Source organism: Streptomyces sp. NPDC041940 (assembly GCF_055589465.1).
The window spans coordinates 170,066-192,973 of the sequence record NZ_JBVJBP010000005.1 but is presented as its reverse complement, the minus strand read 5'-3'; the positions used below and the strand labels follow the sequence as shown (position 1 = coordinate 192,973).

The 22,908-nt window shown below is 72.4% G+C and carries 20 protein-coding genes; 12 read left to right on the top strand and 8 right to left on the bottom strand.

The window, feature by feature from the left end; all coding sequences use genetic code 11:
* Window positions 1-8 precede the first annotated feature (8 nt).
* The 3 genes from ACZ6I3_RS11845 to ACZ6I3_RS11835 all read left to right on the top strand — a co-directional run bounded on the left by ACZ6I3_RS11845 (window position 9) and on the right by ACZ6I3_RS11835 (window position 3,110).
* On the top strand, window positions 9-800 hold the full coding sequence (locus tag ACZ6I3_RS11845) for an HpcH/HpaI aldolase family protein (protein ID WP_469413867.1): 792 nt from the start codon (window positions 9-11) through the stop codon (window positions 798-800).
* A complete protein-coding gene (locus tag ACZ6I3_RS11840; protein ID WP_469413866.1) occupies window positions 797-1,975 on the top strand; it encodes a sialidase family protein in 1,179 nt (392 codons plus the stop codon). Before ACZ6I3_RS11845 ends, ACZ6I3_RS11840 begins: the two co-directional genes overlap by 4 nt.
* A gap of 115 nt (window positions 1,976-2,090) precedes the next feature.
* Complete coding sequence (locus tag ACZ6I3_RS11835) at window positions 2,091-3,110, top strand: LacI family DNA-binding transcriptional regulator (RefSeq protein WP_469413864.1); 1,020 nt, start codon at window positions 2,091-2,093, stop codon at window positions 3,108-3,110.
* Here ACZ6I3_RS11835 and ACZ6I3_RS11830 read toward each other — a convergent pair.
* Window positions 3,107-7,084, bottom strand: coding sequence for a glycosyl hydrolase (locus tag ACZ6I3_RS11830; protein ID WP_469414083.1), 3,978 nt, complete (start codon window positions 7,082-7,084; stop codon window positions 3,107-3,109). The genes ACZ6I3_RS11835 and ACZ6I3_RS11830 overlap by 4 nt on opposite strands.
* Window positions 7,085-7,292: 208 nt before the next feature.
* Between ACZ6I3_RS11830 and ACZ6I3_RS11825 the strand changes: the two genes are divergently transcribed.
* The 3 genes from ACZ6I3_RS11825 to ACZ6I3_RS11815 all read left to right on the top strand — a co-directional run bounded on the left by ACZ6I3_RS11825 (window position 7,293) and on the right by ACZ6I3_RS11815 (window position 11,548).
* On the top strand, window positions 7,293-8,552 hold the full coding sequence (locus tag ACZ6I3_RS11825) for an MFS transporter (RefSeq protein WP_469413862.1): 1,260 nt from the start codon (window positions 7,293-7,295) through the stop codon (window positions 8,550-8,552).
* 28 nt (window positions 8,553-8,580) lie between these two features.
* Window positions 8,581-10,044: an arabinose isomerase gene (locus ACZ6I3_RS11820; RefSeq protein ID WP_469413860.1), complete on the top strand. Its 1,464-nt coding sequence runs from the start codon at window positions 8,581-8,583 to the stop codon at window positions 10,042-10,044.
* 244 nt (window positions 10,045-10,288) lie between these two features.
* Window positions 10,289-11,548: a cation:proton antiporter gene (locus ACZ6I3_RS11815; protein WP_469413859.1), complete on the top strand. Its 1,260-nt coding sequence runs from the start codon at window positions 10,289-10,291 to the stop codon at window positions 11,546-11,548.
* An 11-nt stretch (window positions 11,549-11,559) separates the two neighbouring features.
* Here the strand turns inward: ACZ6I3_RS11815 and ACZ6I3_RS11810 are convergent, their stop codons facing one another.
* Together ACZ6I3_RS11810 and ACZ6I3_RS11805 are read right to left on the bottom strand one after the other, a co-directional pair.
* Entirely contained in the window at window positions 11,560-12,219 is a 660-nt protein-coding gene (locus ACZ6I3_RS11810; protein WP_469413857.1) for a response regulator, read from the bottom strand.
* Window positions 12,216-13,181, bottom strand: a complete 966-nt coding sequence (locus ACZ6I3_RS11805) for a HAMP domain-containing sensor histidine kinase (protein WP_469413855.1) — start codon at window positions 13,179-13,181, stop codon at window positions 12,216-12,218. The genes ACZ6I3_RS11810 and ACZ6I3_RS11805 overlap by 4 nt, the downstream gene beginning before the upstream one ends.
* A gap of 342 nt (window positions 13,182-13,523) precedes the next feature.
* On the opposite strand from ACZ6I3_RS11805, the gene ACZ6I3_RS11800 reads away from it, so the two are divergent.
* Window positions 13,524-13,811 (top strand): DUF3040 domain-containing protein, encoded by a 288-nt coding sequence (locus tag ACZ6I3_RS11800; protein ID WP_469413852.1) that lies wholly within the window; start codon window positions 13,524-13,526, stop codon window positions 13,809-13,811.
* 51 nt (window positions 13,812-13,862) lie between these two features.
* Here ACZ6I3_RS11800 and ACZ6I3_RS11795 read toward each other — a convergent pair whose 3' ends face one another.
* A complete protein-coding gene (locus ACZ6I3_RS11795; RefSeq protein ID WP_469413851.1) occupies window positions 13,863-14,366 on the bottom strand; it encodes a hypothetical protein in 504 nt (167 codons plus the stop codon).
* A 251-nt stretch (window positions 14,367-14,617) separates the two neighbouring features.
* On the opposite strand from ACZ6I3_RS11795, the gene ACZ6I3_RS11790 reads away from it, so the two are divergent.
* The 3 genes from ACZ6I3_RS11790 to htpG all read left to right on the top strand — a co-directional run bounded on the left by ACZ6I3_RS11790 (window position 14,618) and on the right by htpG (window position 17,996).
* On the top strand, window positions 14,618-15,181 hold the full coding sequence (locus tag ACZ6I3_RS11790; RefSeq protein WP_469413849.1) for a hypothetical protein: 564 nt from the start codon (window positions 14,618-14,620) through the stop codon (window positions 15,179-15,181).
* A gap of 134 nt (window positions 15,182-15,315) precedes the next feature.
* Window positions 15,316-16,011, top strand: coding sequence for a class F sortase (locus ACZ6I3_RS11785; protein WP_469413848.1), 696 nt, complete (start codon window positions 15,316-15,318; stop codon window positions 16,009-16,011).
* 86 nt (window positions 16,012-16,097) lie between these two features.
* Window positions 16,098-17,996, top strand: coding sequence for a molecular chaperone HtpG (gene htpG, locus ACZ6I3_RS11780; protein WP_469413846.1), 1,899 nt, complete (start codon window positions 16,098-16,100; stop codon window positions 17,994-17,996).
* 12 nt (window positions 17,997-18,008) lie between these two features.
* Here htpG and ACZ6I3_RS11775 read toward each other — a convergent pair whose 3' ends face one another.
* The 3 genes from ACZ6I3_RS11775 to ACZ6I3_RS11765 all read right to left on the bottom strand — a co-directional run bounded on the left by ACZ6I3_RS11775 (window position 18,009) and on the right by ACZ6I3_RS11765 (window position 19,570).
* Window positions 18,009-18,263, bottom strand: a complete 255-nt coding sequence (locus ACZ6I3_RS11775; RefSeq protein ID WP_469413844.1) for a twin-arginine translocase TatA/TatE family subunit — start codon at window positions 18,261-18,263, stop codon at window positions 18,009-18,011.
* Complete coding sequence (locus tag ACZ6I3_RS11770) at window positions 18,251-18,913, bottom strand: hypothetical protein (protein ID WP_469413843.1); 663 nt, start codon at window positions 18,911-18,913, stop codon at window positions 18,251-18,253. The genes ACZ6I3_RS11775 and ACZ6I3_RS11770 overlap by 13 nt, the downstream gene beginning before the upstream one ends.
* 81 nt (window positions 18,914-18,994) lie before the next feature.
* On the bottom strand, window positions 18,995-19,570 hold the full coding sequence (locus ACZ6I3_RS11765) for a TerD family protein (protein ID WP_469413841.1): 576 nt from the start codon (window positions 19,568-19,570) through the stop codon (window positions 18,995-18,997).
* A gap of 169 nt (window positions 19,571-19,739) precedes the next feature.
* On the opposite strand from ACZ6I3_RS11765, the gene ACZ6I3_RS11760 reads away from it, so the two are divergent.
* Window positions 19,740-20,126, top strand: a complete 387-nt coding sequence (locus tag ACZ6I3_RS11760) for a BlaI/MecI/CopY family transcriptional regulator (RefSeq protein WP_469413839.1) — start codon at window positions 19,740-19,742, stop codon at window positions 20,124-20,126.
* A gap of 6 nt (window positions 20,127-20,132) precedes the next feature.
* Window positions 20,133-21,227 (top strand): M56 family metallopeptidase, encoded by a 1,095-nt coding sequence (locus ACZ6I3_RS11755; protein WP_469413837.1) that lies wholly within the window; start codon window positions 20,133-20,135, stop codon window positions 21,225-21,227.
* A gap of 647 nt (window positions 21,228-21,874) precedes the next feature.
* Here the strand turns inward: ACZ6I3_RS11755 and ACZ6I3_RS11750 are convergent.
* Window positions 21,875-22,864, bottom strand: coding sequence for a sporulation protein (locus ACZ6I3_RS11750; protein WP_469414082.1), 990 nt, complete (start codon window positions 22,862-22,864; stop codon window positions 21,875-21,877).
* Between the last annotated feature and the right edge of the window lie 44 nt (window positions 22,865-22,908).

The window sequence follows — 22,908 nt, the reverse complement described above, 5'->3', positions numbered from 1 at the left end:
AGATCCTCATGGCAACCGGCCGCACCCCAGCCGAGTTCACCACCGCCCTGCGCGCCCGCGAACAGCTCATCGGCTACTGGTCCCTGCTCGACTCACCCATCGCCGCCGAACGCCTGGCCCGCCTCGGCTACGACTACCTCGCCTTCGACGCCCAGCACGGACTCTTCGGCTACCAGGGCATGCTCAACAACCTCCTGGCCACCGACACCAAAGACAGCACCGCCGTCGGCATCGTGCGCGTAGAGGCCAACGACCTCACCTACATCGGCAAAGCCCTGGATGCAGGGGCGACCGCCGTCATCGTCCCCCTCATCGACAATGCGCAGGACGCCGCCGACGCCGTCGCCGCCGTGCGCTACCCCCCGCTCGGCCGCCGCTCCTACGGACCCATGCGCGCCCAGCTCCGCATCGGCCCCAACCCGGCCGACACCCACGCCCAGACCGCCGTCCTCGCCATGATCGAGACCGCCGACGGCCTCGCCAACGTCGAAGCCATCTGTGCCACCGACGGCCTCGATGGCATCTACGTCGGCCCCTCCGACCTGCGCCTGGCCATCGGCGGAGCCACCTCCACCGACCCTGCCGTACAAGAGGAGTTCGAGCAGGCCCTGACCCGCATCAGGAAGGCGGCCGAAGCGGCGGGCATCGCGGCCGGCATCCACAACGCCGACGGTGCGAGCGCCGCCCGCCGCCTCACCGAAGGCTGGACCTACGTCTCCATCGCAGCCGACGTCGTCCACCTCCAGCAGATCGCCGCGTCCCACCTCGACGCCGCGCGTCAGGAGGGAGAGTCCCGATGACCACCCCCGACGGCACCCTGCGCCCCCACCCCACCGAACCGGGCCGCGCCGAGACCCACCTGGCCGCCCCCGCCGTGCAGAACCACGCCGCCAACCTCACCGTCCTGCCGAGCGGCGACCTGGGCTGCGTCTGGTTCGGCGGCACCCAGGAAGGCGTCGCCGACATCTCGGTATGGTTCTCCCGCCTCGCCCAGGGCGCCGACACCTGGTCCCTGCCCGTGCGTCTCTCCGCCGACGACACCCGCTCCGAGCAGAACCCGCTCCTGTTCCCCGCCCCCTCGGGCGAGCTCTGGCTCCTGCACACCGCGCAGCGCGCGGGCCACCAGGACACGGCCGAGGTCCGGCTGCGCGTCAGCCACGACGAGGGCGCCACCTGGGGCCCGGCCCGTGTCCTGTTCCCGGCCACCGAGCAGGGCGGCGTGTTCGTCCGCCAGCCGGTCGTCCAAGTGCCGTCCGGCGAGAGGCTGTTGCTCCCCGTCTTCCGTTGTGTCGCCACCCCCGGCACCTCCTGGTCGGGCGACCGGGACACCAGCTCCGTCATGATCAGCGACGACGGCGGACGCACCTGGCGTGAACGCCCCGTCCCGGGCAGCACCGGCCTCGTCCACATGAACATCCGCCCGCTGCCTGACGGTTCACTCCTGGCCCTCTTCCGCAGCCGTCGCGCGGACGCCGTGCACGGCAGCGTGTCGTACGACGGCGGCGAGACCTGGAGCGAACCGCGCCCCCTGGACCTGCCGAACAACAACTCCTCGATCCAGTACACCGTGCTGGCCGACGGCAGACTCGCCCTGGTCTACAACCACAGCAGCGCGGCCGACGCCGTCGCGCGCAGGGTCTCGCTGTACGACGAGATCGACGACGGGGGAGTGGCAGGGACACCCGCGGAGACCGCCCCCACGGGCGACGCGTTCTGGGGCGCCCCCCGAGCCCCGCTCTCGCTGGCCCTCTCCCCGGACGAAGGACGCACCTGGCCGCTGCGCCACGACCTCGAAACCGGCGACGGGCACTGCCTGACCAACAACTCCCGCGACGGCCTCAACCGCGAGCTGTCCTACCCCTCCCTCGCCCAGACACCGGACGGCACCCTCCACATCGCCTACACCCACCACCGGCGCACCATCAAACACATCCGCCTGGACGGCGACTGGCTGAAGCGGGAGTTCCCGGCCTGATCCGGAGACGACGGAGACCGGGCCGGGAAAAACGTTCCACGCCCGGTCACGTTATACTTGCGGCGCTCATGGAGGCCGCCGTCGTGCCTGGTCGCACGGCCGCAACAGCGAGGGGGTGGACGCCGTTCCGGCACGCCCCGCCCGCATCCAGGACGTCGCGGCCGCCGCCGGCGTCTCGGTGTCCACGGTGTCGAACGTGCTCAACCGGCCCGAGCGGGTCACCGAACGGACCGCCGAGCGCGTCCGCGTCGCGGTCGCCGAACTCGACTACGTCCCCCACCCGGGAGCGGCGGGCCTGCGCACCGGCCACTCCTCCGCCATCGGGCTCGTGCTGCCCGACGTCACCAACTCCTTCTACGCGCGCATCGCACGCGGCGCGGCCGACGCGGCCTACGACCACGGCTACGCCCTCGTCCTCTGCCACAGCGGCGACGCCCCGGAGCGGGAACAGGGCTACTTCAGCATGCTCGTCGGGCAGCGGGCCGTCGGCGTGGTCGTCGTGCCGCTCAGCGCCGACCCGGGGCGACTGGCCCGGCTGCGCGAGCGGGGCATCCCGCTGGTCCTGGCCGACCGCGCGATGCCCGACCGGGAGGGCTGCTCGGCCTCCGTCGACGACATCGCCGGCGGCCGAATCGCCGTACAGCACCTCCTGGACAGCGGGGCGCGCGACATCCTCGTCGTCAACGGTGAACGCGGCATACGGCAGTGCGCCGACCGGTACCAGGGGGCCCGGCAGGCCGTCCGCAGCCGGCGCGAGGCACGGCTGGACCAGGTCGTCGCCGAGCGGATGACCGTCGCGTACGGAACACAGATCGCGCGCGAACTCGGGCACCTGCCCGACGGGGTCTTCTGCACCAACGACTTCCTCGCGGCCGGCCTGTGCCGGGGACTGACCGAGCGCGGCGTGCGCATCCCCGAGGACGTGCAGGTGGTCGGCTACGGCGATCTCGACGTCGCCAGCTTCGGGGCGACGACCCTGACGACCGTCCGGCAGCCGGTCGAGGACCTCGGCCGGGCGGCCGTGGAGATGCTGCTCGACGAGATCGAGGCCCGAGCGGACCACCTCCACGAGACCCGAGTCTTCGCCCCCGGCCTCGTACTACGGGACTCCACCCGGCCGCCCACCGGCGACTAGACGTCGGACGGCACCCGCAGCGTCACCGGACCCAGCAGCCCCGACGACAGCTGGGAGTCGAACGCCCAGGCGGTGGGTGTGGCCTCCGCGAGGTAGGGCGCCAGCGTGCCCCGGACGGTCACCTCCACCCGGACGGTACGCCCGGCGGCACCGCGCAACGGGAAACGGTACGGCGCGCAGAACGCCTCACCGGCGGACTCCCCGTCGACCGACACCTCCACACTGCCCCGCACCCGCCCGAGATCCAGGACGGGATCGGCCCCCGGCGGCACCTGCAGTGCACGCGCGTACGTCACGCCCCCGCTCCAACTGCCCAGCCCCAGCTCACGCCAGTCGCCGAGCGGCAGCGGCGCCGGTACGGTCCGCACCCGCACCGGCCCGCGCCAGGCGGAGCCGCCCCGCAGGACCGCGGTCGGCTCGGTGACCACCTCGACCGGCGTGGGCGCCGGAAGGGGGTGTCGCAGTGTCAGCCGGTGTCCGTCCAGGGGAGCTTCCGGCCCGTCCCCGACCCGCACGCTCGCCGGTAGCGCCAACGGCAGGTCGAGGGACACCGTGCCCGCCGGCACCGTGAACCGGAAGCGCTGCGGGGCCGCGTGGACGTCGTCCGTGGACCGTGACGGCCACACGGTGCCCGCGAGCACCGGCCGGCCCGTGAGCCAGCCGGTGTCGGGAAGCGGATGCGGCCGTACCACGGCGTGGCAGTGCCTCAGCTCGCCCCGCCTGCGGTCGTCCTCGACGGTTCGCCCCCGCCACCCGCCCGTCCCGGCCTCCCAGCCGGCGCCGCTGACCAGGGCCGTCACCTCGTCCCCGGACCGCACCACCAGGTCGACGAACACCGCGTCCCGGGCATCGGCACTGTCGGACACGACCTCCAGGGTGTGCTCGCCCGCGCCGAGCGCCGGTTCGTGGCGGAAGAACTGCGGCACGGCGCCCCAGTCCGCCGCGTAGTACTCCACCTCCTCCTGCCGCGCCACGACATCGCCGTCGAGGAGCACGGTGGCCGCCGTGGCGGCACCCACCACGAGCACCGCCCGTGCGTCCCCGCCCGGGACCCGCAGCCGCGCGCGGTACGTCACCCGGCCGTCCGGCCGCACACCGTCCGGCGGGCGCATGAACCGCGGACGCGGCCCGAGCCCGCCCGGCGCGGACAGACAGAAGAAGCTGCCGAGCGGAGTGCCGTCCTCGGCCGAGATCGTCGAGGGGCGGCTCTGGGCGTCGGAGAGTTCGTACTCGAGCACGTTCCGGGCGCGGGTCACCGTGATCCGGGCGGAGGCCACGTACCCTGCGGCGCCCGGGTCCAGCCGCTCGCCGTTCCACCACACCCGCTTGCGGGCCTCCGCGCCGACCTGCAGTTCGGCGGGCCCTCGGTGCTCGGTCTCCACGATCGTCCGGACCCGGGCGGCCGTCGCGCCGACCGGCACGGGCACGCGGACGAACTCCTCGTTCACCAGCCCCTTGAGGCCCAGCAGCCCGCCCGGGTCGGGGATGCCCCGGCTCGACGAGTACACGGCGACGTCCCAGCCCGTGTCCGGCGGTACGAGAGGCAACTCGCCCGCCAGGACTCGTTCGGCGCGGTCGGCGTCCAGCGGCTCGGGCACCTCGCCGAGCGGCACCGGTGGCAGGACTCGGACCCGGTTGCCGTACGTGGCCCGGGTCCGCTCCCACACCGTGCCCTCGGTCCACTCCATGGTCCAGAGCTGCGGCTCGTCCACGGACGTACCCGGGGGCAGCGCCAGATCGCCCCAGGTGTTGTCCAGGGTGGGGACCAGCCGGCCGTGCCAGCCGGCCGAGAGGTCGAGCACCCGGCCGGGCGACTCCCGTTCCGGCGGCGTCGGTGCCGGGCGGCCCTCATGCCAGACGACCAGGGCCGCGGGGGCGCCGTCCAGCGGCACCTCGATCGTCGAGACGGCGCCGTCGGCGGAGTCGGACGCGGTGACGCGCGCGGGACGGCGGGAGCCGGTCGCCGGGTTCCAGACCTCGGCCTCGGCGACCTCGGCCCGCACGGTGACGGACGACGTGCCTACGGCGAGGTCCTCCGGGGAGGCGCCGGGCCGCAGTGGATGCGCGCCGATCTCCGGAAAGGCCGCCGTGACCAGCGCAACCGCCTCGTTCCCCTGCCGCCTGACGAGCAGCGGCACCTCACCGGTGGCGTACCCGGCCGCGTCGGCCACCGCCGCCGCACCGGCCTCCGGGTCGGGCACCCGCTCCAGCCGCGGATGGGCCAGCAGCGCCGCCACCACCGTGTCGTCACCGGACCGGCCCGCGGCCGTCGCGGGCGGTCGCCCCACGACCACGACCCGCCCTCCCGCGTCGAGCAGTTCGGCCAGCCGCCGCGCCGTCTCCTCCTCCAGCACGCTCGCCGAGGGCAGCAGCACCACGCCGTACGCCAGGTCCCTGATGCGCAGGGCACCGTCGGTGGCCTTGGCGCGCTGGACCGAGTCGTCGTCGACGACGTCGAAGGAGATCCCGTGCCGGTCCAGGGTTCCGACGTGCGGGGCGAGCCAGTTGTTCGTGCCGCACAGGTCCAGGTAGTGGCGCTGCGTCTCGTCGGCGTCGGCGTGACCGTCGCCCAGCCGGCCGTCGCCGAAGTGCCGGACCGGCGCGTCCAGCGGGATGAGCGCCTGCATGGTGGCGGTCGGGTGCAGGACCGCCACGTCGGCCGCGTAGCCGCCCCAGGACATGATCGAGCAGATCCGGGCCACGGCCCGGGAGAACGCCGGGTACTGCTTCCAGTAGGGCTGGCGCCAGTCGGTGGACGGCGGCGCCCACTCGAACCAGCCGCCCGCCGTGCCGAAGTAACTGGCGTGCGGGTTGTACAGGTTGGCGCCGCTGCGCAGGAACGGCAGCAGCCAGTGGTAGGTGTCCTCCAGCGTGCCGCCCCAGCCGGAGGAGTGGAATGCCTCGATCCACACCCGCTCGTGGCCGTAGAGGTGGGCCATGGAGGAGTGCACCTTGGCGTCACCGTGGTGGTCGCTGCCGGCGGCGCTGTACCAGCGGTGGGTCCGGAAGTAGTCGGTGTAGATCTGCGTCGACTGCGCCGGGTACCCCGCGCGGGCGGGGTGGCTCTGGTCGCTGCCGAGCAGCAGGCCGCGCTCGCGGTGCCAGTCGGAGAGCGGCCGGAACAGGGCCTCCTCGGTGAGCTGCGCGCGGACCGCGTAGTAGTCGGCGCGGATCTCTCCTTCCCCCGCGGTGGCGTTCGTCCCGAACAGGGCCGGCAGCTGGTCGAGCAGGTCGTAGCCGCGCCGGGCGCGGAACTCGTCGGCGAAGCGGTGGCTCCACGCGTTCGTGCCCGGCAGTTCGTCCTGGAAGCTGCCCGCGATGACGGTGCCCAGGTAGCCGGGCACACGGCGGTCGTACTCGTGGTGGACGGTGTCCATCAACAGGCCCACGGCGTGCGGGTCGAGGTAGTCGAACGCCGTGGGGACGGTGGTGACGAGCCGCACCTCGGTTCCGTCGGCGGCGGCGACACCCACGGGGCCGCCCGGGCCGCCCGGGCCGTCCGTGGCCAGATCGAGGCGCCGGCCCTGCTGGGTGTACGCGGCCAGCGGGGTCTCCGCATCACCGACGGCGACCGTGCCCCCGGCGACCGTGAGGTCGTGACAGCGCAGCGCGCGGCCGGCCGCCTCGGGATGACGCCGTGTCACACCGCCCTGCACATTGGCGCCGGAGAACCCGATCTGGTCGTAGAACCACAGGCGCGTGCCCAGTTCCGCGGCGATCTCGCAGGCGTCGGTGAAGCGCGCCCACCACTCCTCGCCGAACCACGCCGGATCGTCGGCCCGGGCACCGAACGTCGGGCCGGCCGGGGCCAGATTGATCACGACGAGGTTGTGGACACCGCCCCGCGCGAACGCCCGCAACTGCCAGGCGAGGCGCTCGCGGGTGACCTTCGCACCCGACCACCACCACAGGGGAGTGGGGCCGAAGTCGCGGGGCGGGTCGTCGAACAGGCGCCGGAGCGCGGGGGAGAGCACGGGCACGGTCCTTCCCCTGAAACGTTTTTAGGCCATCTTCACCGTAGGGGGCCTGGGGCGATCACGCCATATCCCGGAACGGTGGCGCGGCAGCCGACGTCATCTCACCCAGGTGCGCGCGACATCTTGTTGCAACGTTTTTCTCGCCCTATATTCGCTGCGACCAGGCCCCCGGAACCGCGATGTCACCAGACGACGGAGTCGCATCATGGCCGGTACCCGCCCCATCCCGAAACAGCTCTGGAAGGCCGCCGCGCTGTCGGGCATGGCCTCCTATCTCGATGCCGGGCTGATCGTCAGCATCTCCGTCAACCTGGCCATCTACCGCGACAGTTACGACATGGGCGTGTGGATGGCCGGCGCGATCAGCGCGATCGTCACCGGCTGCATCGCCGTCGGGTCCCTGGTGGGCGGACGGCTCGCCGACCTGTTCGGCCGCCGCCGCGTCTACAACTGGGACATCTTCTGCTTCGCCCTCGGCGCGATCGTGATCACGCTGGCCCCGGACGACATCACGCTGCTGATCGGCGTCCTCGTCGCGGGGCTCGCGGCCGGCGCCGACCTGCCGACGTCCCTGGCCGTGGTCTCGGACGCCGCGCCCTCCTGGGCCCGGGGCAGGCTCGTCGCCTTCACCCAGGTCATGTGGATGCTGGGCATCGCCGTCGCCATCGCCCTCGGCTTCGTCCTGTCCACCTCGGGCATGACCGGGGCCCGGCTCATCACCGGCCAGCTGGCCGTCGCCGCGCTCGTCACCTGGGCCTTCCGCTCCCGGCTGAAGCTGCCCGACGAGCCGTCGGAGACCGGAACGGACGATGCCGCCCCGCAGGGTGGCTCCCTGAAGAACATCTGGACGCGCGCCGCCCTGCTGCCGATGACCGCGACCTTCGTCTTCTACGTCACCTGGGGCCTCGGGGCCAACACCTTCGGCCAGTTCGGCACCTATCTGCTCGTCACCGTCAGCGACGCCTCACAGAGCCTGGCCACCGGAATCAACCTGGCCGCCATTCCGATCGGGGTGCTGCTGACCTTCGCCTTCGTGCGCTTCGCGGACACCCCCTGGCGCGACCGGCTGTTCCACGTGGCCGCGGTCGTACAGATCCTCGCCTTCGTCATCGCGTCGCTGACCGCGGGCGCGCTCGTCGGCATGCTCGTCTTCTTCGTCCTCTACCAGCTCTCCAACCCCTTCGCCGGGGAGGCGAACTACAAGGTGTGGTCGCAGCTCACGCTGCCCGCCGACACCCGGGGCACCACCCAGGGCCTGACCTACGCCCTGTCGCGGGGAGTCTTCGCGGTCGCCGCGTTCTTCACCCCCGCCCTCGCCGACCACAGCCCGGCCGTCCTGCTCTGGACGATCACCGCCTGTATGACGGTGGCGGCGTTCGCGGGCGTGTTCATCATCCGCGTCCTGGTGCCGCGTTCCTCCCCTGCCGTGCCCGACAGGGCGAGCCTGCGCATCCCCAGCACCTGAGCAGCAGACCCGACAAGGAGCACCGACCATGGCAACGACCGCCGACCGCGGGGCCGTACGGACCACCGCCCTGCACGACCTGCTCCCGCCGGTCACCCGGCGCCGCACCCGGATCGGACTGGTCGCCGGCGGACTGGGCACCTACTGGCCGCAGTTCCCCGGGCTCCTCCCGCAGCTGAAGGAGTCGGCCGCCCATGTCGCCGAGCGGTTCCGGGGGATGGACGCGGAGGTGACCGACGCCGGATTCGTCTCCGACGCGCAGGAGGGCGCGGAGGCCGCCGAGCTGCTGCGCCGGGCCGACTGCGATCTGATCGTGCTGTTCCTGACGACGTATCTGACGTCGTCGATGGTGCTGCCGATCGCGCAGCGCTCGCACACGCCCGTCCTGGTCGTCGACCTCCAGCCGAGCCAGAGGATGAACCACGCGACCTTCGACACGGGGGACTGGCTGGCCTACTGCGCCCAGTGCTCCGTCCCCGAGGTGGGCAACGTCTTCCGGCGCGCCGGGATCCCCTTCCGGTCGGTCTCGGGATGGCTGCGCCAGGAGTCCGCCTGGCGGCGCATCGAGCAGTGGATCCGGGCCGCGCACATCCGCGCGGCGCTCCGGCACGCCCGGCACGGCCTCATGGGGCACGTGTATCCCGGCATGCTCGACGTGCAGACCGATCCGACGCTGCTGGCCACGACGTTCGGCTCGCACGTGGAGGTGCTGGAGTTCGACGACCTGCGGCACCGGGTGGAGCGCGTGACCGAGGCGGAGACGAAGGAGCGCATGGCGCTCGCCCGGCAGGTCTTCACCCTCGACGACAGCGTGGTGGACGAGGACTTCGCCTGGGGCGCGACCGTGTCGGTCGCACTGGACCGCCTCGTCGAGGACTTCGGGCTCGACACCCTCGCCTACTACCACCGCGGCCTCGACGGCGAACTGCACGAGCGGCTCGGCGCCGGCATGATCCTGGGCGCCTCCCTGCTCACCGCCCGGGGCGTGCCCGCGGCCGGCGAGTACGAACTGCGCACCAGCGTCGCCCAGCTCGCCTCCCAGAGCGTTGGCGCCGGCGGCTCCTTCACCGAGATCCAGGCCCTCGACTTCGAGGACGGCGTCGTGGAGATGGGCCATGACGGACCCGCCCACCTCGCCGTCAGCGCCCGCGACCCCCTCCTGCGCGGACTCGGCGTCTACCACGGCAAACGCGGCTGGGGCGTGAGCGTCGAGTTCGACGTCCGGCACGGGCCCGTCACCCTGCTCGGGCTCGGCCAGGACGCCGATGGCAGCCTGTCCTTCGTCACCTCCGAGGGCACCGTCGTCCCCGGACCGCTGCTGGAGATCGGCAACACCACCAGCCGCGTCGACTTCGGCCGCGACCCGGGCGAATGGGTGGACGCCTGGAGCGCCACGGGCGTCGGTCACCACTGGTCCCTCGCGGTCGGCCACCACGCGGCCGACTTCCGGGCCGCGGCGAGTCTGCTGGGCATCGAACACCGGGGCGTATGACGGGGAGATGGGTGTCGTCCCCGCCCGGAGATGGGTGCGGGCACCGATGGTGACGCCATCGGTGTGCGTGTGAGGCTGGCAGCGTCGCCGAGGCATTCGTGCCGGTTGTCATGGCCGCGGCCTCGGTCCCCGCCGAGAGGCGGACGACGCTGCCCGTTCAGAGCCCCCTTCGAAGGAGGAGCCCCTATCCATCCCCGCAAGGTGAAACGATCCGCCTACCGCGCTCCCACGAAGGCGGTGACCCGTGGGACACGCTGACAGCCTCCTCGCCATGGGCGGTGCCTTCCTGGCCGCCGCCTTCCTCGCCCGCCTCGGCGGCAGGATCGGACTCCCGACGATCCCGCTGTTCATGCTCGCGGGCATCCTGCTCGGCCCGCACACCCCGGGCCTGGTCATCGTCGAGGACGCACACGACTTCGAGATGCTCTCCGCGCTCGGACTGGTGCTGCTGCTGTTCTACCTGGGCCTTGAGTTCCACCTCGACGACCTCAAGAGCGGTGGCCGGCGCCTGCTGACCGCGGGCGGGATCTATCTGCTGCTCAACGTCGGCGCGGGGCTGGCCTTCGGGTTCGCCCTGGGCTGGGGTGTCCGGGAGGCGCTGGTGCTCGCCGGTGTCCTCGGGATCTCCTCGTCCGCCATCGTCACCAAGATCCTCATCGACCTGGGCCGCATCGGCCGCCCGGAGACCCGGCTCATCCTGGGCGTCATCGTGGTCGAGGACATCTTCCTCGCGCTGTACCTCGCCGCGCTCCAGCCGGTCATCAGCGGCGCCCAGGGCGTCGGGGACATGATCCTCCAGGGCGGCAAGGCCTTCGGCTTCCTGCTGGTCCTGGCCGCCGCGGCCCGCTACGGCACGAAGCTCGCCGGGCGCCTGATCGCGACCCGCGACAGCGAACTGCTCGTCATCACCTTCCTCGGCGCGGCCGTCCTCGTGGCGGGAGTCGCCGAGGTCCTCGGAGTCGCCGACGCCATCGGCGCGTTCATGGTCGGCCTGATCCTGGCCGGCACCTCTTCCGGCCCGCGCATCCGGGAACTGGTGCATCCGCTGCGCGACGCCTTCGCGGCGATCTTCTTCTTCGCCTTCGGACTCTCCATCGACCCCGGCGACATCCTCTCCGTCGTCGGCCCGGTCGCCGCGGCGGCCGCGCTGACCGTCGTCATGAACATCATCGCCGGACTCCTCGTCGCCCGCGTGTACGGCTACGGAGCCGAGCCCGCCGCCGAGATCGCCACGACTCTCGTGGCCCGCGGGGAGTTCGCGCTGATCCTGGCCGCCATGGCCGCCAGCGCCGGACTCGACAACCGCCTCGCCCCGTTCATCGCCGGATACGTCCTCGTCCTCGCGGTCCTCGGCCCCATCGCCGCCGGACGCTCCGCCCTGCTCGCCCGCGCGCTCCGGTCCGCCCAGGACCTCCTGCCGGGCCGCTCGGCCCCGACGTACGACATCGAGCCCCAAAGCGACCCCGCAGCGCGCGCTCCCCAGCCCGCCGAGGCCGAGCGCTAGCCGCCTCGACCTCAGGGCTCGATCAGCCCGACACGGATGGCGTAGCGCGTCAGCTCCAGACGGTCCTTGAGGCCGAGCTTCTGGAGCAGGTTGGCGCGGTGGCGCTCCACCGTCTTGGGGCTGATGACCAGCAGCTCGGCGATCTGCTGCGAGGTGTGGCCCTCGGCGACGAGCTTGAGGATCTCCTCCTCACGGTCCGTGATGGCCCGGGAGGGCGGTGCGCCGCCCTCCCGGACGCGGTCGAGGTAGTCGCGGACGAGCGCGGCCACGGCACCGGGATACAGGAAGGGCTCGCCCCGCATGGTGGCCCGGCACGCCTCGACCAGGTCGCGGTCCGCGACGGACTTGAGCACATAGCCCGAGGCACCGGCACCGAGCGCCTCGAAGAAGAACTGCTCGTTGTCGTACATGGTCAGGATGAGGATCCGCGTCCCGGGGCAGGTCCGGGACAGCTCCCGGGCCGCCTGGAGCCCCGTCAGCCGGGGCATGGCGATGTCGAGGACGGCCAGATCGGGCCGGTGCTCACGGGCCCGGGCGACGGCCTCGGCCCCGTCGTCCGCCTCGGCGACCACGGTGAGATCGGGTTCGGCGTCCAGGATCAGCCGGACACCCCGCCGCACCAGGGCGTGATCGTCGGCGAGCAGGATGCGGGTGGGGGAGGAGTCGGTCATGGTCGGCCGTTCCGGTCGGGATCGTGTACGGGCACGGGGACGGTCAGGCGCACTTCGGTGCCCTTCTCCGGTCCGGGGCCCAGGCTGAGGCCGGCGCCGACGAGCAGGGCACGTTCACGCATGCCCCGGATGCCGGCTCCCTCCGGCGCGTCGCCGGTGCCCCGTCCGTCGTCACGGACGCAGAGCCGCACGCCCGTGGCGGTCCGCCGCAGGGCGAGCTCGGCGTGCCGAGCCCCGGCGTGCCGGGCGACATTGGTGAGTCCCTCCTGCGCGACCCGGTAGAGGACGAGTTCGGCCTCCGGGCCGAGCGGCGGCAGATCCGCGTCCAGGCGGTGGCGTACGGACAGACAGGGACCGCTGAAGTCGGTGGCAAGGGACTTCAGCGCACTCGCCAGACCGAGTTCGTCCAGTACACCGGGGCGCAGCCGGCGGGCGATACGACGGATCTCGTCCAGACCGGCCCGGGTGGTCTCCTGCACCTGGCGCAGCTCCTCCAGCAGATCGGGCGGGGCATGACCGGCCACCCGCTTGAGTTCGAGCAGAACGGCCGTGAGGGTCTGACCCACCTCGTCGTGCAGCTCCTGGGCGATACGGCGCCGCTCGGCCTCCTGGGCGGACAGGACCCGGGCGCTGCTCGTGGCCCGCTCGTCCTCCAGCCGGTCGAGCATCGTGTTGAAGGTCGTGATCAGCTCGGCGACCTCCGCCTGGCCGCCGACCGCCGGACGCCGCCCCGGACGCAGCAGGTCGGTCGTCGTCATGGCCCGCGTCAGGCGCTGGAGCGGGGCGAGCCCGACCCGCAGCAGCAGGGCGTTGGCGACGAGCATCGCGGCCAGCCCCACCGTCAGCACCGCGGCCTCCGTGAGCAGCACCGGGGTGGAGACGGTCACGGGCCCCAGCAGCAGCGCGGTCGCCGCGATCAGCACGAGGGCGTTCAGCAGGAAGATCCGCCAGAACAAGGGCACCGCGTACCGCCTCCACCGACCTGTCAGCCTCCGTCATCCCTCCAGCGTGTGCGCTGCCCGGTCCCGCCGCCATCCGTGACACCACCCATCCTCGAGGCGAACACCGGCCTGGCGGCACGGCGTTCGTACAGGGCGGCCACCGGGAAGGATGAGGGTGGGGCCTGATGGCGGAGGCCGCTGGAGGGGGGAGAAGCTGAAGCCCCGGTGAGACCGGCCGCACCGTGCGTCGGCGGGCCGTCTCCCTCCGCACCGTCACGTGGCCCGACACCCCAGGACCCGCCATGGCCTCGGCCGTGCCGTGCCCTGCCCCGAAGCGCTGCCGGGTTCCGGGAAGGAGAAGCCGTGCACCAGTCCGGAGACGAACGTCTCGTCGACCTCGAAGCGCGACTCGAGCGGGAGGACCCCAGGTTCGCCCGGGCCCTGCGAGCCGGCCGCCCGGCCCCGCCCCGGGAGTACCGGCGTACCGGAGCCTGGTGGGGACTGGCGCTGGGCGTGGCCGTCCTGGGCTGCGGCATCGCCCTGGCCCAGGGGCTGCTCATCGCGGCCGGGCTGGTCGTGGTCGGCATGTCGGCCCAGCTGGTGGATCCGGACCCGAGCCGCCTGGGACGTCAGGCCCCGAGGAGGCGGTGACACCACGCCGAGCGGTGTGGCCGCCGCGCCCACGCGTGAGACGGCGGGGCGCTACACCCCGGCCGCCCACTTCCGCAGCAGCGCCTCCCGCTCCTCGCGCGGCGGAGTGCCCTCGGCCGCGTGCTCACGGCCCCACGCCAGGAGTTCGCCGATCTCGGCGCCGCCGTCGGCGAGCCGCTGGAGGAGGGCGGTGGAGAGGTCGTACTCGGAGGGCAGGTAGATCCCGCCGGTGACGGCCGTGAGCACATCGACCAGGACGCTCTCCTCGGCCGTCGCCACCTCCACGGAGAAGGCGGGCGGCAGCTCGCCGTCCCCCGTGACCATGACGGACGCGGCGTCGAAGGCCATGGACGCCAGCCTCCGTACGCCGGACCGCACGGCCACGTGGTGCGTCTCGATCCGGACCACCTCGTCCCACGTCCAGAACCTGCCCCGCCCGGCCCCGGGCGCCTCGACGCCGTCCTCGGACAGCCGTACCCCGGAGACCGCTCCCGCGGGCTCGGCCCCCACGTACACCGAGTCCTCGCCGATCCAGAACAGGCCGACCATGGCCATGAGCGCCTCCCGTGACAGTCCGGGGAAGAGCGGTCCTCGCCCCCGTTTCGCCGTAGGAGACGGGTACGGCGCGGTGGAGGTTGCGGTCTCCCCGGTCACCGTCCGATGCCGCCGTCGGAGTGCGGTCGTAACCCATGTGAACGCCCCGGATGGTGGGACGGCCCGGCATGACTGACGGTGGTTCACGTCGAGGCCGGGTCTCCTGAGCTGGCGAGGCGTCAGCTGCCCGGCCCGCGACGGAAGGACGACCGATGCGCTCTGCCCGCATTCTGCTCGCGACGGCCACCGCCACGGCGGCCCTCGCGATCGCCGCACCCACCGCCAGTGCCGAGGCCATGGGTGACCGGGACCACGACACCACTTCCTACAGCAAGGAGCACCACAAGGACGGCAAACACCACGAGCCGCGCGGCGGAGTACACACGGGTGGCGGAGCGCTGGCCGCGGTGAACGCCGACGACGACTGGGACAACCCCAAGCACGACCCGGACACCTACAAGGACGGCGAGCGCGGCGGGGACCCCTGGGGCGACAAGCACGACGACCCCTACGGGGACAAGCGCGACAAGGACTGGGACAAGCACGACGAGCACGACAAGGACTGGGGAGACAAGCACGACGAGAACGGCAAGCACGACGAGCACGGCAGGCACGACGAGCACGGCAAGCACGACAAGCCGCGCGGCGGCGTCCACACCGGTGGCGGCGCACTGGCCGCTCCGGGTGTCACCGCCGGTGGTCTCGCCGTGCTGGCGGTGGCCGGCACCGGCCTGTACGCGATGCGACGCCAGCGGGCCTCGCGGGGCACGGCATGACCGATGCCTGACCACATAGCCGCCGCGGCCGCCGCACGTGCCCCTCGCGTCGCGGCGGCCCGGCTCGTCGTCCTCGCGTGTCGTGCCCGCTGCCCCGCCCGATGCGCTGCCGTGCCCGAATGAGGTGGTCCCCGATGGCAGCCAGCTCCCCCACCCCCGCCGACCCAGGCCCCGAGCCGCAGAAGTCGAAGCGCCGATTCCGCACAGCCGTGACGGCCTTCTGGGCGGTGGCCGCCCTGGTCCTGACCCTGTGCCTGGTCGGTGGCGGCGACGAGTCGTCCGACACCTCAGGCCCGCCGCACGCCCCACCGGCCGTCTCGGCGGCCGCGCCTTCCGAGCCCGCGGAGCGGGCCGGATCGTCCAAGGCCCACCGGCGTCTGCCCCGGTCCCGTCCGGTCCGCCTCCTCATCCCCAAGATCGCGGTCGACGCGCCTTTCACCGCCCTCGCCATCGACCGTTCGGGTCAGCTCGCACCCCCGCCGCCCGACGAGACCAACCTCGTCGGCTGGTACGCCAAGGGCCACTCACCCGGGGAGACCGGCACCGCGATCATCGCCGGACACGTGGACACCGCGACATCCCTGGCCGTGTTCGCCCGGCTCAGCGAGCTGCGCAAGGGGGACCGGTTCCATGTGACGCGAGCCGACGGGCGCCGGGCCACCTTCGTGGTCGACGGAGCGGAGTCCTTCGAGAAGGACGAGTTCCCCGACGAGCGCGTGTACGGCGACACACGGGATGCCCAGGTCCGGCTCATCACCTGCTCGGGAACCTACGACCGCAAGGCCCGGGACTACACCGAGAACCTGGTCGTGTTCGCCCACCTCGTCTGACTTCCGGGGCCCCGGCCTGACTTGGTGTTTTACAGTTGCTCCCACGATTTCAGGCGACTGTGGGACCTGTGAGGTATACGCGAACCATGACGACCGAAACGTTTGAGTTCCAGGTAGAGGCACGTCAGCTGCTCCAGCTGATGATCCACTCGGTCTACTCGAACAAGGATGTCTTCCTGCGGGAACTCGTCTCCAACGCCTCCGACGCGCTCGACAAGCTGCGTCTGGAGAAGCTGCGGGACGACTCGCTCGACGCCGACGTGTCGGATCTGCACATCCGGATCGATGTCGACAAGGAGGCCCGCACCCTCACGGTGCGGGACAACGGCATCGGAATGTCGTACGACGAGGTCGGGCAGCTCATCGGCACCATCGCCAACTCGGGCACCGCCACCTTCCTCCAGGAACTGAAGGAGGCCAAGGACGCGGCCGGGGCCGAGGGGCTCATCGGCCAGTTCGGCGTCGGCTTCTACTCCGGCTTCATGGCGGCGGACGAGGTGACGCTGGTGAGCCGGCGGGCCGGGGAGGGCCAGGGGACCCGCTGGACGTCGCGCGGCGAGGCCACGTACACGCTGGAGAAGGTCGACGACGCGCCCCAGGGCACGTCCGTCACGCTCCACCTCAAGCCCGCCGACCCCGAGAACCAGCTCCACGACTACACCTCGCCGTGGCAGATCAAGGAGATCGTCAAGCGGTACTCGGACTTCATCACCTGGCCGATCCGGATGGTCCCGGAGGCGGGCGAGGGCGACAGCGCGCCCGAGCCCGAGACGCTGAACTCCATGAAGGCCCTGTGGGCGCGCTCGCGCGACGAGGTGTCCGACGACGAGTACCACGAGCTGTACAAGCACATCAGCCACGACTGGCGCGAGCCGCTGGAGACGATCCGCCTCCAGGCGGAGGGCACCTTCGAGTACCAGGCCCTGCTCTTCGTCCCCGCGCACGCCCCGCACGACCTGTTCACGCGGGACTTCAAGCGCGGCATCCAGCTCTATGTGAAGCGCGTCTTCATCATGGACGACTGCGAGGCGCTGCTGCCGCCGTACCTGCGCTTCGTCAAGGGCGTCGTCGACGCGGCGGACCTTTCGCTCAACGTCTCCCGCGAGATCCTCCAGCAGGACCGGCACATCCGGATGATGCAGCGCCGGCTGACCAAGAAGGTCCTGTCCACGGTCAAGGACTTCATGACCAAGGACGCCGACCGCTACGCCACGTTCTGGCGCGAGTTCGGCACCGTCCTCAAGGAGGGCCTGGTCACCGACTCCGAGAACCGCGACGCCGTCCTCGCCGTCTGCTCGTTCGCGACCACGCACGCCGACGACGAGCCGACGACCCTGGCGCGGTACGTGGAGCGGATGAAGGACGGCCAGGACGACATCTACTACCTCACCGGCGAGTCCCGGCAGAGCATCGAGAACTCCCCGCACATGGAGGCGTTCCGCGACAAGGGCATCGAGGTCCTGCTGCTCACCGACGCCGTCGACGAGGTGTGGGTGGACGCCGTCGGCGAGTACGAGGGCAAGCGGCTGCGGTCCGTCGCCAAGGGTGAGATCGACCTGGACGCCCAGGGGGACGAGAAGGCCGACGAGGAGCGGGAGAAGCAGGCCGAGGACTACGCCGGGTTGCTCGGCTGGATGCGGGAGCAGCTGGGCGAGGACATCAAGGAGGTGCGCCTGTCGGCGCGGCTCACCGTCTCTCCCGCCTGTGTCGTCGGGGACGCCCACGATCTGACCCCGGCGCTGGAGAACATGTACCGGGCGATGGGCCAGGAGGTGCCGCGCGCCCAGCGGATCCTCGAGCTCAACCCCGGCCACCAGCTGGTGAAGGGCCTGAACCAGGCGTACAAGGAGCGCGAGGACCGCTCGGGCCTCGTCGAGTCCGCCGAGCTGCTGCACACGCTGGCGGTGCTCGCCGAGGGCGGCCAGCCCAAGGACCCCGCCCGCTTCGTCAAGCTGGTGGCGGACCGCCTGGAGCGCACGCTGTAGTCAGGAGACGGGTCAGGGGTGGTCCGGGGTGCCCGCCGCTCGCGCCCCGGGCGGGGTCGTGCCCGTGCCGCCCGGCGGGACGATCTCGCCCTGGACCACCCGCGGCGCGGTGCCCGGTCCGGCCTCCTCGTCCTTCGCGGCGCGTGCCTCGGCCTTGAGGATGCGCGCCGACTTGCCGGCGGAGCGGGCGAGTTCGGGGAGCTTCCTCGCTCCGATCACGGCTATGACGACGATGAGGATGATCGCGAGCTCGCTCAGTCCGAACATGGTGTCCTGTCCTTTCCCGCCCGGGCCGGGCACGGCGCGAGCGTATCGGGCGGGGAGCACGGCGTCATCGCCGCCTCGGGTCGCGGGGCCGGCTGCCCGCGCAGGTGGGGCAGCACGCCGAGGTCGAGCAACGCCTGCCGCCAGGCCATCCGGGCCTGCTCCACCCGCCCGGCCGTGGGTGCGCCACGCCGTCCCAGGGCCGTGCGCAGCAGCGCCGCCAGGGCGACGAGGCCGGTCACGGCCGCCACGAGCGCCAGGGTCCAGCCGGCCGCGAGCAGCGATCCGGGCAACGGCCCCGGGGCGTCGGCCACCTGGAGCAGGCCGCCGAGCAGGAGCAGCACCCCGGCGGAGGTGGCCGCCACGAGCGGCGTGAGCACCGCGAGGGCGGCCAGCAGGCTGCCGGTGTCGCGCGAGCCCCGCGCCTCGTGCCGGGCCGCCTCGCGTACGGCGAGATAGGCGCGATACGGCTCTTCGGCCGCCGCCGCGATGTCGTCGGCGCGGGCCAGCGTGTCGGCGCGCAGGCGCGCGGCCGTCCGGCCGGTCGGGTCGGCGCCGAGGGCATCGCGGATGTCCGCGGTGTTCAGGGCCAGGTGCAGTACGGCTTCGAAATCCGCGCGGTCCTCGGGGTGGAGGCGGGACGGTTCGGCCATGTGGTCTCCCGGTCGGTTGCTGATGCGGCCGCCGGGCCCCGCCATGCGCCGGCGGGGCCCGGCGGTACGGATCGGTCCCTGTCAGACGCCGACGCCGAAGTCGGAGGCGATACCGGCAAGACCGGAGGCGTACCCCTGGCCGACGGCACGGAACTTCCACTCCTCGCCGTTCCGGTAGAGCTCGCCGAAGACCATCGCCGTCTCGGTGGAGGCGTCCTCGGACAGGTCGTAGCGGGCGATCTCCTGACCGCCGGCCTGGTTGACGACCCGGATGAACGCGTTGCGGACCTGTCCGAAGCTCTGGCCGCGGTTCTCGGCGTCGTGGATGGACACCGGGAACACGATCCTGTCGATCTCGGCGGGTACGGCGGCGAGGTTCACCTTGACGGTCTCGTCGTCGCCCTCGCCCTCGCCGGTGAGGTTGTCGCCGGTGTGCTCGACCGAGCCGTCCGGGCTCTTCAGGTTGTTGTAGAAGACGAAGTGCTGGTCGGAGGGGACCTTGCCGGAAGCCTCCAGGAGCAGGGCGGAGGCGTCCAGGTCGTAGTCCGTGCCGGTGGTCGTACGGACGTCCCAGCCCAGGCCGACCAGGACGGCGGTGAGGCCCGGCGCCTCCTTGCTGAGCGAGACGTTGCCGCCCTTGGACAGGGAAACTCCCACGGGGTACTCCTTCTTGACGTGTGCGTTCTGGTTCTCGACGGGTCCGTTCCGCGTCCGGGAAGGACCCGGAACTAAAATCTACAGCACTGTAGAAGGTGAGGGGGCCGGTCCCGCGGATCTATACGATGTCGGCACGGGCAACGCAGGGCGGTGGAAGGGAGGCAGGGCGGTGACGGATCCCCGGCAGCGACCCCGGCGGGGGCAGGGCGAGCTGGAGGCGCTGGTGCTGGAGGCGCTGCGGGCGGCGGACGGTCCGGCGACGGCCGGCTGGGTGCAGGAACGCCTCGGCGGCGACCTCGCGTACACGACGGTGATCACGATCCTGACCCGGCTGCTGGGCAAGGGTGCGGTCACCCGGGAGCGGGTCGGCCGGTCCTTCGCCTGGACGCCCGCCTCGGACCAGGCGGGCCTGGCCGCGCGGAAGATGCGCAAGGTGCTGGACGCCGAGAGCGACCGCGAGGCCGTGCTGGCCAGCTTCCTCACCGGCCTCGGCCCGGACGACGAACGGCTGCTGCGTGACCTGCTGGATCAGGCTCATGGCGAGGGGGAAGACTGAAGCCTCATGGGGGTCTTCGTCTTTATGCCACTGGTCCTGCCGCTCACGGCATGGCCGGTCGCCCGCCTGGCCGAACAGCATCTGCATCCACGCACCGCGACCCGGCTGCTGACCGCGATGGCCGCGGTGCTGGCGCTGTGCAGCACCGTGTGCCTGGGGCTGGTCATGGTCGTCGGCACCGCCCAGCTCCCCGGCAACCCGCTGCCCGACGGCTGGTCGGACCCTGAGGTCCGGGCCGCGGTGCCGTACGACGAGATCGTCGGCAAGGCCGCCATTCCCGCGCTCTGCGCGGTGCTCGTCGCCTGCGGCCGGACCCTGTGGCGGCACGCCCGGGTACGCCACCGGGCCCACCGCGCCCTGGCCGGGCTGCCGGACACGGAGGTGGCGGTACTGCCGGACGCCGTGCCGTACGCGTATGCGCTGCCTGGGCGTCGGGGCGGGGGTGGGCTGCGGGTTGGCGTGGGCCGTCGGGGGAGAGGTGCTCTGCGTGATGGTGATGCCTCGCGTGGCAGGGTCCGCCGCCACCGGGGTGATGCTCTGGGTGCCGGCGTCGGTCACCGGGGCGGCGGTGCCGGTCGCCCTGTCCGTGGCCCGCGTGCGGGGCGTGTCGTGGTGACCACCGGTCTGCTGGACCAGCTCCGGTCGCCCGAGCGCCGGGCCCTGTTCGCCCATGAGCGGGCGCACCTCGCCGCCCGGCACGACCGCTTCCTGCTCGCCGTGCAGCTCGCCGCCCGGGCCAACCCGTTCCTGCGGCCGCTGCGTACGGCCGTGGCCTATACGGCGGAGCGGTGGGCCGACGAGGAGGCGGCCCGCACGATCGGCAGCCGCCGCACGGTGGCGCGGGCGATCGGCACGGCCGCCCTCGTCTCCCGGGGCACCCCGGCGCCCACGCTCGCGGGACTCGCCGCCCCGGGGCCGGTGCCGCGCCGGGTGGCGGCCCTGCTCGGCCCCGCACCCGCCGTCCGCACCTGGCCCCCGGTGTTCACCTCGGTCGGCCTCGCGGCGTGGGGCGCGGCCGCGGGAACGGCAGTGTCGGCGATGTCGTCCGCGAACTCGGCCGTCACGATGGTGCTCATCTTGCATGCGGCGACGCCTTTGTGAGGCCTGTGGGGGGCGGGTGGGTCACGTCCGGGTGGTCGGCCGGGGCTCTGTGGCTCGGGCTGTTGTCCGGGGCTCCCGCTCCGATGTCGACGCTTGCGGGGCTCGCCGTCTCGGGGTCGGCTGCCTCGGGGTAAGGCCCCGGGTGGGTGCTGGTCCGGGTGGTCTGATTGCCGGACCCTTGCCTGGGGCTCGGCAACCCGGGCGCCGGGCCGTGAGCGAGTACCGGGCCCCGCCTCGGTCTGGCCCCAGCCCTCCGTGCTGCCTTTGTGAGGTCTAGGGGGCTGTTGGGTCACGTCTGGGGAGGTCGGCGGGGCTCTGCGGGGCGGGCTGTTGTCCTGGGCTCCTGCCTTGATGTGGACGCTTGCGGGGCTTGCCGTCTCGGGGTCGGCTGCCTCGGGGTAAGGCCCCGGGTGAGCGGTGGTTCGGGTGGTCTGCTTTTCGGACCCTTGCCGGGGACTCGGCAGCCCGAGCACCGGGCCGTGAGCGAGCACCGGGCTCCCGTCTCGGTCTGGCCTCAGCCCTCCGGGCTGCCTTTGTGAGGTCCGGAGAGGCGGGTGGGTCACGGCCAGGGGCCGTGGGCCAAGGCCTTGCGGCCAGCCCGGGCTGTTGCCCAGGGCGCCCGCCTCAGCCCGGCCCCCGGCCCCGCCTCAGCCCTCCTCTTCCTCCTCGCCCTCGAAGAAGTCCCCGACCTCGTCGACGACTTCACCGGCGACCATGCCGCCGACGACACCGGCGGCGAGCCCGGCCGCGCCTGCGGCGACGGCGGTGCCCATGCCGGGGCCCGAGCGGTGACCGTCATGGTGCTGACCGTGGCTGCCCGGGCCGAACGCGGGGGAGCCGAAGCCCACGGGGGAGCCGTACGACGCCCGGTGCTCCACGAGTTGCTGGACCCAGCCGTCTACGATCGCGGGCCAGTCCTGGTGCTCGACACCCTCATGGGAGACGTTGAAGCGGTTCAGCGCGTCGTGGCCGGACGACAGGAAGCCGCCGCGCTTGTCCGCCTCCAGGACGACCTCCATGCCGCCCGGGTTCGCCAGGAACGTCAGCTCGATCTCGTTGATCTGCTGGGCGTACCGGGGTGACGGGACGAGCTCGATCTCCTGGTAGAACGGCAGTTGCTGGCCGGTGCCGCCGATGCGCCCGTACTCGAGATCGGCCGACTTGAAGCCGAACCCGAGCCCGCCCAGGGCTTCGAGCACGGCCTCCTGCACCGGCAGCGGCGTGACGATCAGCTGGTCCAGATCGCCCTTGTCCTTCGCACCCGCCACCGACAACTCGGTGCGTACGCCGAGGACGACGCCCAGGCTCTGCCCGTGCAACTGGGTGGCCGGCGTCTCCCACGGCAGGGTCACACTGAACGGCACACTGCGCTGCTCGCCCTCGGTGAGCCGGAAGCCACCGCCGACGGTGAAGCGGTCGAAGGCGACGACGCCCTCGCTCTCACCGCCCTCGTGCTCGGCCTCGACCCGGGCCACCAGCTCCAGGGTGATGTGCTCGATATCGAAGTCGGCCTTGCCGCCCACGAGTTGGACCTGGCCGGTGAGCGTGCCGCCGGGCCGGACGGGAGCCGGGTCGAGGACCGTGTCGACGGTGGGTCCGCCCACACCGAGCGCGCCGAGCAGTCGTTTGAACACCATGGTGGGCGTCCACTCCTTCACATGCGTGTACTGACTTTCTACAA

Excerpts from the sequence above, each read along its gene's own strand:
- ACZ6I3_RS11845 (WP_469413867.1), top strand. The coding sequence starts at position 9 with ATGGCAACCGGCCGCACCCCAGCCGAGTTCACCACCGCCCTGCGCGCC.
- ACZ6I3_RS11840 (WP_469413866.1), top strand. The coding sequence starts at position 797 with ATGACCACCCCCGACGGCACCCTGCGCCCCCACCCCACCGAACCGGGC.
- ACZ6I3_RS11825 (WP_469413862.1), top strand. The coding sequence starts at position 7,293 with ATGGCCGGTACCCGCCCCATCCCGAAACAGCTCTGGAAGGCCGCCGCG.
- ACZ6I3_RS11820 (WP_469413860.1), top strand. The coding sequence starts at position 8,581 with ATGGCAACGACCGCCGACCGCGGGGCCGTACGGACCACCGCCCTGCAC.
- ACZ6I3_RS11810 (WP_469413857.1), bottom strand. The coding sequence starts at position 12,219 with ATGACCGACTCCTCCCCCACCCGCATCCTGCTCGCCGACGATCACGCC.
- ACZ6I3_RS11795 (WP_469413851.1), bottom strand. The coding sequence starts at position 14,366 with ATGGCCATGGTCGGCCTGTTCTGGATCGGCGAGGACTCGGTGTACGTG.
- ACZ6I3_RS11790 (WP_469413849.1), top strand. The coding sequence starts at position 14,618 with ATGCGCTCTGCCCGCATTCTGCTCGCGACGGCCACCGCCACGGCGGCC.
- ACZ6I3_RS11785 (WP_469413848.1), top strand. The coding sequence starts at position 15,316 with ATGGCAGCCAGCTCCCCCACCCCCGCCGACCCAGGCCCCGAGCCGCAG.
- htpG (WP_469413846.1), top strand. The coding sequence starts at position 16,098 with ATGACGACCGAAACGTTTGAGTTCCAGGTAGAGGCACGTCAGCTGCTC.
- ACZ6I3_RS11775 (WP_469413844.1), bottom strand. The coding sequence starts at position 18,263 with ATGTTCGGACTGAGCGAGCTCGCGATCATCCTCATCGTCGTCATAGCC.
- ACZ6I3_RS11770 (WP_469413843.1), bottom strand. The coding sequence starts at position 18,913 with ATGGCCGAACCGTCCCGCCTCCACCCCGAGGACCGCGCGGATTTCGAA.
- ACZ6I3_RS11755 (WP_469413837.1), top strand. The coding sequence starts at position 20,133 with ATGGGGGTCTTCGTCTTTATGCCACTGGTCCTGCCGCTCACGGCATGG.
- ACZ6I3_RS11750 (WP_469414082.1), bottom strand. The coding sequence starts at position 22,864 with ATGGTGTTCAAACGACTGCTCGGCGCGCTCGGTGTGGGCGGACCCACC.